The following is an 11,963-nucleotide window of genomic DNA, read 5'->3' as shown; positions in this document are numbered from 1 at the left end:
GGCAGGGGAGCAGGGGAGAGGGGGAGTCGAGAGTCGGAGAATTAAGAATTATCCCCAACTGACGTTAATCTACAAACGGATGACTGATGCTGGTCTAAGACTACGCACTCTTGATCCACTACATCTAAATTGTTTTGGCAACGCTGCACCAATTTACTCAATTCTCCATGGAGCGTCTGTGAACCAACCCGCTCGTAAAAATACAAAGTTTGGGTGTTCAGATTCAACTGACGCGCCACTTCCCCCACTTGTAACATAGTTTCCACGCCTTTCCCTCCCTAACGCTGTCCCCGTTGCCAGCGTTCAATTGCTTTTTGAGCGGGTTCATGGGAACTGGTTCCGGTGGGGACGAGGCGAGCAGTTTCCACCGCTTGGGAGAAATTGCCTCGGGCAGCGCGAGAGTTAGCAATCAGATAAATTTGCCGACTCCAACGCTCAATTAATTCCTGAGCGAGGGGATAACCCGGTTCGCCTTGGGGAACAGCGCGTAGGGTACTAATGGCGCGACTGTAGGAGGAGGCTTGGGTATAGCGGATCATCCGTCGGGCAGAACTGATAATTTCTTGGTTTTTGACCTGTTGTTCCTTCTGCTGGGTCCACTGTTGAATATTTTGTTGGGCCGTTTGGTAGGTGGTGCTGGGTTCTGTGGGAACGAGACGGGCTGCGGCAATGGCTGAATCAAATTGACCCTGATTGGCGCGTCCTCGGGCTAGGTCAAGAATCACCCCACTCCATCGGGCTATATCTCCTTGGGCTTCCTCATAGAGGGGCGCGCCGGGGGGAATTTTTTGGGCTTCTGCGATCGCCCGACTAAAACCTGATGCTTGATTGGTCTGAATATAAGTCCTTGCCCGGGCTAAGATCGCCTGACTTTCTTGTAAGGTTTGGGGGGCGGGGCTGACCTCGGGTTCCGGGGCTGGACTTTGGGGGGCGACGGGAGTAGGTTCAGGACTTGGTTCAGGACTTGGTTCAGGACTTGGTTCAGGACTTGGTTCAGGTTCAGGGGCGGGAATTTGAGCCTCGGGGGAGGGTTCCGGGCTAGGTTCAGCCGGGGTTTCCGGGGAGCCTTCGGCTACTTCTCCCGTCGTCTCCTCGCCATCGCCATTCTGTAACACAGTCTCCCGACCAGTCCAGAAGATGGCTAAAATCGCCAAGAGAATGGCCGCACTGCCTGCCCAGAAAATCCACTTTTGCCATTGGGGGGTTTTTTTGGTGGCACTGGAGGCGACACCTGCTGCTCCTAGGGCTTCCTCCGGTTCTTGGGCGCTGGGCGCTGGGGGTTCCGGTGCTGCTGGGGGGGGTTCTGGGCTGAGGGGGGCTGATTCGGTGGCCATTGCTCCCCCTTGGGCGACGGCGGAAGCTGCACCTACGGCGGCGACACTGGGCAGTAGGGGCTGCTGTGCCACGTCTAAGGAGGGAATAATAATCAAGGGGTGCTGAATGGGTCGCCAGTGGTGTTCGCTGACTTCTGGTAAGCGTTCATAAAGATAGCTACTGAGATCATGGAGGGTGATCTCTGGACCATAGTAGCGCAGGGCTTCTAACAGGGCTGCGGTAAAAATACCATGACCGAGGGCTACGGCTTCATGGGAGGATTCATCGACCTGACAGGAGAGTAACAGGGAAACGCCCATTTCTGGGGCGATTTGGGCGAGTTGACTGCCTACAGGTTTCCCGGCAATCACCCCAGGAGAGCGGTTAATATCGAGCAGGGCGACAATGTGACGGAAGCCCTTGCGTTGTAAGCTTTCAAAGAGATTTTGAGCCGCAATCCCGGTGTTTTGAATGTCGGCCGGGTTGCCATCCATTGGCATGAGGTAATCTACACCTTCCCAATTGACCCCGTAGCCACTGAAGAAGAACAATAAGACGGAGGTGGGGGGTTGACCTAATCCCTGTTCCATCCAGTGCTGAATGACCTCTTTGGTGGGTGTGGTGGATTGTTCGCCGACCCAAGGGGAGGCATCGGTGAGGATGAGGGATTGGGTTTGAGGGAGTCCAATTTCTTCCAGTAGGATTTGATGCAGTGCCTGAGCATCGGCTTGGGCGTAACTGAGAGGTTGGATAAATTGATAACGATTAATGCCAATTGCGATCGCAGTGTAGTCTACCATTTGCCCAATAAATTAGCAGTTGTCGGACATCAGCCTGCCTAAAACAATCAGTCTGATGTTAAGTCAGGTTTGTTCTTATTCTAGGTGCCTTGTGGCGATTTCTCTAGAATTTCCCTTTTTTGCCCTCAACCCAGACTCGGACGGAAAAAACCTCCCCCGAGGGGAGGCAGAATGTTCAGTGTAAAGTCGAGTGGGAAACGACCGGGTGCTGATCGTTCGCTAGGATCAAAACAATAACTTTGGAAGGGATTAAGCGGCCCGGTAGAAAATTTCCTGCGGCTGGGGTTGCATTTGGGGCAGGACTTGGGCTAATAAACGCCCTAAGCGGGGAATTTCCCCACTGTTATAGACCCGAAATTCACTTTCTACGGTAGCCTCGACTGTGCGGACTCCTTGGTTTAGGACGAGGGACCCCCCGGGGTCAGAAACGGAACGGTGGAAGGTGCCGGGGGGAATACGCAGAATATCCCCATTGGCGACTAAGCGCACTATATGAAAGGGTTGTTCCCAGGCGAAGTTCACCAGATAAAAGGTTCTACCCCCGGTTAAGGCTAACAGATTATCCTCTTGATGGGGATGGAGGTAAAATTGCCAGTCTCCGGTTTCGCTGTTGTTGGGACTGATGGCGGCTCCGTCATGGAAGACTAGATCACGGGCGTTAGAATCCGGGATGGTGATATCAAAAAAACGGACTTGGGGGGTATCGCGGAATTTTTGGTAAGGCAGAAACTCAAACATAGATCCAGTGATAAATTGCGACAGACTTAACTAGAAGGATGCTGAATTGGGGGGGATAGTTGCTCCGACTCCCTAGCAACATCGTCTGACTTGGGTTTATTAGCTAAGTAGCCTAACGGTTATTCCCTAAATGGATCAAAACTAATTTTGTATTACACTTATGCGAAAAACGAATCAATACACGAATTGATGAACCTTTTCCATCTGAGGGTGTTGTTGGTGGTGGCAGAACAGGAAAACTTTTCTCTGGCTGCCTTAAAGTTGGATATTTCCCAGTCGGCCGTGAGTCGTGCGATCGCCTCTCTCGAAGAAGAGTTAGGCGTTTCTCTGCTCTCTCGCGGTCGTTTTGGGGCAAAACCGACCCGCATCGGGGAGCGGGTGATTGCTCACGCCCAGCAAATGTTAGAGATTCGTGACAATATTCAGTATGAGGTGAGTCTGGAAAAGGGATTACAACAGGGGATTGTCCGGGTGGCTTCTTTTCGCAGTGCAGCTACCCATTTATTACCCAAGGTGGTGGCACAATTTCGCCAAGCTTTTCCTAATATTGAGGTGATTATTAAGGAGCGAGATCCTTTGGGGGTAGAACAAGCATTGCGCCAAGGGGAGGCTGACATTGGTTTACTGCCTTTACCTCGTTCAGAAGAGTTTGAAACTTGGGAAATTGCTCGGGATGAATATGTGGTTTTGTTGCCTAAATCGGAGCAAGATATTCCTGAACAATTAACTTGGGAGGAGTTATCCCAATATTCGTTTATTCTGTTTAATTACGCCGAATGTACATCAGCCGTGCGAGGCCATTGGGCGAATTCTGGCTATCAGTTTAAAGTGGCCTATGAGATTAAGGAAGATTCTACCATTGTGAGTATGGTGGCTCAAGGTTTGGGCGCGGCAATTCTCCCCCGTTTAGCGGCTAAACCGATTCCTAAAGGGATACAAGTTCGTTCTTTACCGTCTCCCTTAAAACGCATTATTGGCGCGGCTGTTTTAGCGAATGGGTTACAATCTCCGGCGGTTTTTGCCTTTTTGGATGCTTTACGAGGGACGGGGCGGTTCACACCGTGAGGAGTAATCAGTTGAACCGGAATTCCCTCTCCCCTGCTCCCCTGCTCCCCTGCCCCCCTGCTCCCTCTCTCCCCTGCTCCCCCTCTCCCCAAGTTATTCAGCAAGCCCTAAATATTGTCCTTGGGGGCTTGACCTTATACCTAGGTATAGAGTCTAGAATCAAGTCAAATACCCCTAAAAGGAGCATCATGGCAAAACGAACCCTTGAAATTCTTGGCACGGGCTGCAAAAAGTGTCAGCAATTGGAAGCCAATGTGAAAGAGGCGATCGCATCATTAAACTGGGATGCCGAAGTTCTCCATATTACCGATCCCCTACAAATTGCGGAACGGGGTGTCATGAAAACCCCCGCCCTCGTCGTGGATGGTCAGGTGGTGAGTCAGGGCAAAGTAGCCACCCCAGAACAAGTGCAAACCCTCTTAGAGGCACAGCATTCCTAACCGTTAACCCTCCCCATTAATCCATTGGGGAATTGATTATTGTTCCCTAATCCCTTATTCCCGATTATGCAACTATCCCCGTTTTGGCGAGAACATGGGAAATCCCTCGGCCTCATTGCGATCGCCTTTTTAGTCTGTTTTTACCTCCCCATCGAAGCCCTGCAACAGTCCCAACGGTTGCACAATGCCTTCTGGGAAGCCCTTTATTTAGTCCGTTGGTACGCCCAAGAACATATCCTACTCTGTCTGATCCCGGCCTTCTTCATTGCAGGTGCGATCGCCGTTTTCATCAGTCAGGACTCCGTAATGCGTTACCTGGGTCCCAAAGCCCATAAAGGATTAGCCTATGGCGTGGCCTCCGTTTCTGGCACCATTTTAGCCGTCTGTTCCTGTACCGTCCTCCCCTTATTTGCAGGTATCTATCGCATGGGGGCGGGTTTAGGGCCTGCGATCGCCTTTCTCTACTCCGGCCCCGCCATCAACGTCCTCGCCATCATCCTCACCGCCCGGATTTTAGGGCTACAACTCGGCATCGCTCGCGCCATCGGAGCCATCCTCTTTAGCATCATCATTGGTTTAGCGATGGAATTCATCTTTCGCCACGACCAACCCACCCCCATTAAAGCCCCCGTCCCCCTCCCAGAGGACGAAGAAACCCGCCCCCTCTGGCAAAATGCCCTATTTCTCGGCGTATTAGTCGGCATCCTGATCTTTGCCAACTGGGCGAAACCCGACAGCGAAATGGGGATCTGGTATAGTCTTTATACCCTGAAATGGTGGATAACCGGAGGATTTGGACTCGCCCTAGCCGCCATTCTCATCCTCTGGCACCACCTCAACCCCGGCAAAGTTATCCTAATTACAGGTCTAACCGCCATCCTCTGCTGGCAATTTCCCCAACACCCCCTCATTCCCTTTTCCGCCGCCGTCATCGGTCTTTCATGGCTCACCAGTAGCAGCCAAGGGGAAGCCTCAGACTGGTTTGAGGCCACATGGGACTATGCCCAGCAAATCCTGCCCTTACTCTTGCTCGGAGTCCTCTTAGCTGGGGCTTTACTCGGTCGCCCGGAACAAGAAGCCCTCATTCCCTCAAACTGGATTATCTTAGCCGTAGGCGGAAACTCCCTCCTCGCCAACTTCTTTGCTGCCCTCGCTGGCGCACTGATGTATTTTGCCACCCTCACCGAAGTTCCCATCTTACAAGGCTTAATCGGCAACGGCATGGGTCAAGGCCCCGCCCTCGCCCTTCTCCTAGCCGGACCCGCCGTTTCCCTGCCCAATTTGTTAGTGATTCGCAGCATCTTGGGAACGAAAAAAACCCTCGTCTTTGCGGCTTTAGTCGTCCTGATGGCTACCTTGGCCGGGGTAATCTATGGCTATCTCGTCTGATTTCCCCAGTAAACTGCACCTCTTGGGGGAGCAGGGGAGAAATTATCAATTGACAATTAACAATTATCAATTATCAATTCCCTAGCCCCACGAGTGGAGTTATATGCCTAACGGCACGCTTCGCGTACAGCAAGCCCTAACGATTAACTATCAAATCATCTAACTCCTCATAATCCGGGAGTGTCGTGTCAATAGGCCGACCTTGACGGAGAACAATGCGATCGCGCTGAGAACGAGATAACAACTCATCCCAATACCGCGCCCGAAAAATAATCAAATCCGCCCCCGCCCCCGGTTTCAAACAGCCCAGATCCTCCAATCCCATCACCTGTGCCGGAATCGTCGTCACCGACCCAATCCAGTCACTATAATCCGGATTCAACTGGGCAATCCGTACCGACTGATTAAACACCTCCAACAGATCATGATCCCCAAACCCAAAAAAGGGATCCCGACAATTATCACTAGCAAACAACACCGGAATCCCCTGAGCCTTCAACTCATGCACCAGCGTCACCCCTCGCCAACGAGGGGTTTTTTCCCCTTCTCGCCCCTGTAAATACAAATTACACATCGGCAGACTCACCACCGCAATTCCTGCCCTCTGCACCGCTTCTATCGTCCTCTGAACCACTGCCGGAGACTGCACCGCCAAGCTACAACAATGACCACATAGCACCTGCCCAGAAAAGCCATGACGTAGCACCGCTTCGGCCACCTTTAACAAGCATTGGGACTGAGGATCATCGGTTTCGTCTACATGAAAATCCACATCTAATCCCCGTTCCATCGCCAATTCCAACATCCGATCCAGTTGTCTATCCACCTCCTGATGAGGATAAACCACCGCCCCCAAAATCCCCCCCAGTTGGGCTACCCCATCGGCAACTTTTACCCCTTCCTCCGTGAGAAAGTGTTCCACTGGAAACAAAGAAGAAGGTTGTAAAATAATCCGATTTTCCCACTCCTTTTGTAGGGTTTTAAACACATCAAACGTAATGTTATGTTGTTGATCTATCACATCCAGATGAGTGCGGATAGCTTGAGTGCCATGAGCATAGCTACACTTTAACCCGAACTCCATCCGTCGATAGAGATCCTCTTCTTGCCAAAACTCACAGCAATCCTCCCGGATAATTTTCACAGCTTCGGCAAATGTACCTAGTAAATTAGGGGTTCTACGGCTAATATGTCCTTTATCTAAATGGGTATGAATATCGACAAAACAAGGTAGAATAATGCTTTTTTTAAGCTCCCATTGCGGGATAGTATCAGGCAATAAACCGGATTCAGTGGCGGGTAAAATTTGCTGAATTTTTCCTTGTTTAATTTCTAAATTAATTTGACAAAATCCCCATTTTGTGTTAAAATCTCCAAATTCTGGCGGTAAAAAACAGGGCGGACAATGGGCATTGTTTAACCAAAAATGGGAGAAGTCGGATAATATCATAGACCCTATTTATTGAACAAAAAACTTTGAGGGAACTCGGACCTGCTCAATAAGTCCGGGAGTCGGGGAATTAAGAATTATTCCCGATTCCCTTGTTGAGTCTAGCGTTGGGTTTATTGAGCAGACTCTAACTAGGAGTAGCTTAACCTTCGCGCTGAAGCGCAACTACAAACGGCTTGGGCCAGTTGGTCTTGCCCCAGGGGTTTAGTGAGATAACCATTCATCCCGGCTTGCGCACAGGTGAGGCGATCGCTCGCCTCATCATTCGCGGTCAGGGCGATAATATAGGGCTGAAGCATTTGGGGAAAATCTCGCCGAATGATTTGCGTCGCCGTAATCCCATCCATCTCCGGCATTTGCACATCCATCAAAATGAGATCATAGGGGTTCACCGACAAATGTTCTAACACCTCCAAACCGTTCGCTGCTACATCGGCGGTATAACCCAGTGCTTTCAGGTTGAGTAACAGCACTTTCTGATTAATGAGATTGTCCTCAGCTATCAGAATGCGTAAAGTCGGTGCATCCTCCATCCCTTGAGTGGGGGAAATCCCCTCCCCAGACGGAGAGACTCCCTCAGAGGGTTGTTGAATAAACTGAACCTTCAGATGGTGCGCTAAACAGCTTAAAATTTCCTGCTCTTGAAACGGCTTACGGATAAAATCATCACAACCCGAGGCGAGAATCTCCGTTCGATCTTCCTCAAAAGCGCTGGCCGTCAGAGCAATGATTTTAGGAATGGGTGGGGTCAAGGTTTGTTGAATCTTTTGGCTGGCTTCAATACCGTTGAGTTTAGGCATCCGAATGTCCATAAAAATTAAATCGGGATGATGTTGGGCGGTCTGGGCGATCGCCTCCTCCCCGTCCTGAGCCTCAAAAACCTTGAAACCCCACAATTCCAGCCGTTTCACTAACACTTCCCGATTTTCCGCCACATCATCGGCGACTAAAATCCTATAAGCAGGCTCTTGGGGAGCCAGTCGCCATTTGATGGGATCTGACTCCAAATCCGGGGAGTCCTCATGTCTAGACCTAGAGAGGGGAAGCGTAAAACTAAAGTTTGTCCCCTTCCCCACCTCACTTTCAACCTGAAGTTCTCCCCCCATCAACGCCACAAGTTTCTGACTCAACACTAAACCTAAACCCGTCCCCGTCTGGCTATTCCGACCACTTTCGGTTTGGACAAAAGCTTGGAATAAGGTTTGTAATTCCTCCACAGCAATCCCGACCCCAGTATCTTGAACCGTGAACTTGAGGTAGGGTGAGGCAGAGGGATGATCGTCCTCCCTGCAAGGCACCGCCCTTAAATGAACGGTGCCTTGATGGGTGAATTTAATGGCATTGTTGAGGAGATTGACCAGGACTTGCTGTAATTTGACCCCATCGGTTTCAATTAAATCTGGCAGATTGTCCCCTTTTTCTAGGGTGAACGTTAACCCTTTGGCTTGGGCTGAAGGTTGCAGCATGATTTCAATTTCATGGAGTAATTGATGTAATTTTAGGGTCGTCACATTGAGAACCATCCGCCCGGCTTCAATTTTTGAAAGGTCTAGAATTTGGTTAATCAGGGCTAATAAATACTCTCCACTGCGCTCAATGGTGCGGATATAGCTTCGGTCTTCAGGGGAGATTGTGCTGCTATTCAATAATAGTCTGGGGTAGCCTAGGATGGCATTTAAGGGGGTACGGAGTTCATGGCTCATATTAGCCAAGAAAATACTTTTGGCTTGATTCGCCGCTTCGGCTGCTTCTTTGGCTTGAATTAACGCTTGTTCAGCTTGTTTGCGGGCTGTAATATCCGTTGTGGTGCCGATGATTTTGAGCATCTCCCCAGCCTCGTTATAGATGGGCTGCCCTTGGACATGGATAAACCGAACATTGCCTTTGTGAGTGATGATCTGCACATCTGTATCAAAGGATTGACCCGCTCGAATCGCTTCAATTACGTTTTTTTGATAATGCTCTTGATCTTGAGGATGAATTTTGACAATTTCCCGGTCTGGGCGAGTGGTGGGGGGATAATCTTCCGCTTCATGGATGCGATAGACTTCTTTTGACCAGGTGACGGTGTTCTCAGTGGGATCTACTTCCCAACTTCCCATATGAGCCAGTTTCTGGGCTTCTGTAAGGGCAATAGTTTTGAGGGCGACTTGTTGCTCTAAATCATGGGTGTAGTTTTGACGCAAAATATCGCCTTCTTGAATGGTCAGCATCATGGCTTGAAGGGATTGGGAAAGGGCTGCAATTTCGGCAATCCGGGTCTGTTGAATGGCTTGTTCTCGCCTCTGGGTCATAAAGTTTTCGCTGGCTTCGGTGAGGTGGGAGAGCGATCGCGTGATTCGGCGCGCTATCCACAGACTGCTCGCCACCGCTATCCCTAAAGCCACCCCACCGAGTAGCAGTGTGCGGCGTAAATTGCCATAGATTGTCCCCATCAAGTCCGATTCTGGAATAACGCTGACTATTTGCCAGTTTAAGCTTTGACCATTTTGATAGGAGGTGACATTGACAAAAAATCGCTGGCGTTCGCCCTTTACTTTAAAAACGCCCTGATACTCCACCCCCGGCACGGCTGCGCTAAATTGGAAATTGAAGGATTGACCGGGTTTGATTTCTTGACTTTGGCTGAGAAGGGCTTCCCCCACCGCTTGGGTTAAAGGATTCTGACTCTCCGTGACGGCTAAACGAGTTAAGACATTCTGATTATCTTTACGGGTAATGGGTGCAACAATTTCATTGGTCGATGTGGCGACTAATTCCCCAGAGGTTTCGAGAATAAAAACCTGTCCTTGAGGGGAAAGATGCAACTGGGCAAGAAATTGACTGATGTCATTGAGAATCAGCGTAATGGTAATGATTCCTCGAATTTCCTCCCCTTGTTTGATCGGGTTAACCGCTAGAATTGCCGGAAGTGGGGCTACTACTAAGGCGCTGATGGAAGTCCAGTCCGGTTGGTCTTGTTGGAGAGCCTGTGCATACCAAGAGCGTTGAGTGGGATTCCAGTTCGGAATCCGCCCGATTAGATCGAGCCGCTCACCTTCCTCACTCAAGCGATAAAACCGACCCTCACTTGGACCGGGTTCTGCCTTTTCCAGCACAATCATGGTTTCGGGTGTTGTGAGAAGTCCCGATCTATCGTTTGCCACCCCAATCATCTGAGATTGGGGATTATAGAAGCTAATGGCGGTTAACCCCGGATACAGTTTGAGCATCTGTACAAAATGGGCTTCTAACTCTCCAAAATCCTCGGCATTCAGTTGCTGCCGCTCAATTAAGCCCTGATTAGTCGCCAAGAGTAACAACGCATCGCCAAGGAATTGATCCAGTTCGGCTTTGAGTTTGTTGGCTGTTGTATTCATCCACTCATGGGCTAACTCCCTGACCACTTCCTGACCACTGCGATAGGAAAAATACCCGACCAATCCGACAACGACCAACATTTGGATCACAAACTGGAGGGTTACAATTAAGTGCAGGGGAATTTTCTTAAACATCGGATTTTAACAAAATGTTGCGGAATTCCCCATCCTCGCCAACGGCAGGGTGGGGGAGTTCACGGAATTCTGGGCAAACCAAAGGGAAAACCATAGACCACTTGGGAATATTCATTTAATAGGATCGCTTCGCTGGTTTCATCTCCTAACTGACGAGCAACGGCGATCGCACTTTGATAAAATTCTCCAGCCCTCTCCCAAATCCCCAGACCTGTATGATATTGGGCATAAAGGTGTAAAGCCCGCATTTGTTGGGCTAAATTCCCCGTCGTCCGGGCTAACAAAACCCACTCGTCCAAGGCCTTAAAGGCAGGGCTCCACCGTCTCCCCCGAGCATAGCCTTCCGCCAGTCCTCGCAACGCACGAAACTGATTGGGTAAGTCTCCCACCTCTTGGGCATACCACCGGGCGAGACGGTATTCTGCTAGGGCTTTGTCTACTTCCCCCAGGCCTCGGTAGGCATCCCCTAAGTTATTGAGGGTGTTGGCTTGTCCGGCGCGATCGCGCATTCGCCGCCGATAATCTAATGCTTGTTGAAAGTAAGCTATAGCCGTGTTGTAATTCTGCTGTGCATTAGCAACTAAGCCCAAATTACTGATACTTAAGCCTTCTCCCTCCTGATCTTGGATACTGCGGGCGATGGTCAACGCTTCGGCAAAACTCGCTTCTGCCCCCCCTAAATTGTTCATTTCCAGCAACACCACCCCGAGATTATTTAAGGCATACACCTGAGCGGAAAAGTCTCGTTCATCCCGAGTAATGGCCAAATGACGACGGAGGGCGTTCTCTGCTGCGTCATAACGACCCAGTTGGGTAAAAACAATGCCAAGATACTTATAGGCTAGTGCCATGCCGTCATCGGCGTTTAAACGGTCATAGAGAACGAGTGCTTGCAGCCATAGGTCAATGGCTTGATTCAAGTCCCCTCGACTTTGGGCTTGACTGCCTAAATTGAGCAGTAAATCCGCTTCATTCCGTTGTCCACTGGGGACATCTTGACGGGGAGATGTGCGCAGTTGTTCGTCTAGGCGATCCATGTCCTGCGCTATCCCCGGCCGCACGTTCCAAAGAAGGGGTAAGATTAAGGCGATCGCTAAAGCCATCCCCGGCATGGTGCATTGCTTACTCACTGTCCTCTCCCAACTCATATGATGTTTCTATGTTAGCAATGACTATATAGGGCTTGCTAAATAACTCTACTCGTGGGGCTAGGGAATAGGGAATAGGGAATAGGGAATAGGGAATTGCTCCCCCGCTCCCCCGCTCCCCCGCT

9 protein-coding genes are annotated in these 11,963 nt (G+C 50.3%); 3 read left to right on the top strand and 6 right to left on the bottom strand.

Annotated features, from left to right (window positions below):
- Window positions 1-41: 41 nt before the first annotated feature.
- The 3 genes from K4A83_RS19440 to K4A83_RS19430 form a co-directional block, all read right to left on the bottom strand.
- Window positions 42-257 (bottom strand): hypothetical protein, encoded by a 216-nt coding sequence (locus K4A83_RS19440; protein ID WP_265266338.1) that lies wholly within the window; start codon window positions 255-257, stop codon window positions 42-44.
- A 21-nt stretch (window positions 258-278) separates the two neighbouring features.
- Entirely contained in the window at window positions 279-2,114 is a 1,836-nt protein-coding gene (locus tag K4A83_RS19435) for a caspase family protein (protein ID WP_265266337.1), read from the bottom strand.
- A 249-nt stretch (window positions 2,115-2,363) separates the two neighbouring features.
- On the bottom strand, window positions 2,364-2,852 hold the full coding sequence (locus K4A83_RS19430; RefSeq protein ID WP_265266336.1) for a redox protein: 489 nt from the start codon (window positions 2,850-2,852) through the stop codon (window positions 2,364-2,366).
- Window positions 2,853-3,041: 189 nt separating this feature from the next.
- Between K4A83_RS19430 and K4A83_RS19425 the strand changes: the two genes are divergently transcribed.
- The 3 genes from K4A83_RS19425 to K4A83_RS19415 all read left to right on the top strand — a co-directional run bounded on the left by K4A83_RS19425 (window position 3,042) and on the right by K4A83_RS19415 (window position 5,746).
- A complete protein-coding gene (locus K4A83_RS19425; protein ID WP_265266335.1) occupies window positions 3,042-3,917 on the top strand; it encodes a LysR family transcriptional regulator in 876 nt (291 codons plus the stop codon).
- Window positions 3,918-4,105: 188 nt separating this feature from the next.
- Window positions 4,106-4,357 (top strand): thioredoxin family protein, encoded by a 252-nt coding sequence (locus tag K4A83_RS19420; RefSeq protein ID WP_265266334.1) that lies wholly within the window; start codon window positions 4,106-4,108, stop codon window positions 4,355-4,357.
- Window positions 4,358-4,423: 66 nt separating this feature from the next.
- Complete coding sequence (locus K4A83_RS19415) at window positions 4,424-5,746, top strand: permease (RefSeq protein WP_265266333.1); 1,323 nt, start codon at window positions 4,424-4,426, stop codon at window positions 5,744-5,746.
- 136 nt (window positions 5,747-5,882) lie between these two features.
- Here K4A83_RS19415 and K4A83_RS19410 read toward each other — a convergent pair whose 3' ends face one another.
- From K4A83_RS19410 to K4A83_RS19400, 3 genes are all read right to left on the bottom strand, one after another.
- On the bottom strand, window positions 5,883-7,196 hold the full coding sequence (locus K4A83_RS19410) for a cytosine deaminase (protein WP_265266332.1): 1,314 nt from the start codon (window positions 7,194-7,196) through the stop codon (window positions 5,883-5,885).
- A 131-nt stretch (window positions 7,197-7,327) separates the two neighbouring features.
- Window positions 7,328-10,690, bottom strand: a complete 3,363-nt coding sequence (locus K4A83_RS19405) for a response regulator (protein WP_265266331.1) — start codon at window positions 10,688-10,690, stop codon at window positions 7,328-7,330.
- Between the two features lie 59 nt (window positions 10,691-10,749).
- Complete coding sequence (locus K4A83_RS19400) at window positions 10,750-11,820, bottom strand: tetratricopeptide repeat protein (RefSeq protein ID WP_265266330.1); 1,071 nt, start codon at window positions 11,818-11,820, stop codon at window positions 10,750-10,752.
- Window positions 11,821-11,963 lie beyond the last annotated feature (143 nt).

The organism is Spirulina subsalsa FACHB-351, assembly GCF_026130165.1.
GTDB lineage: Bacteria > Cyanobacteriota > Cyanobacteriia > Cyanobacteriales > Spirulinaceae > Spirulina_A > Spirulina_A subsalsa_A.
This window is presented reverse-complemented; position numbering and strand designations above follow the sequence as displayed.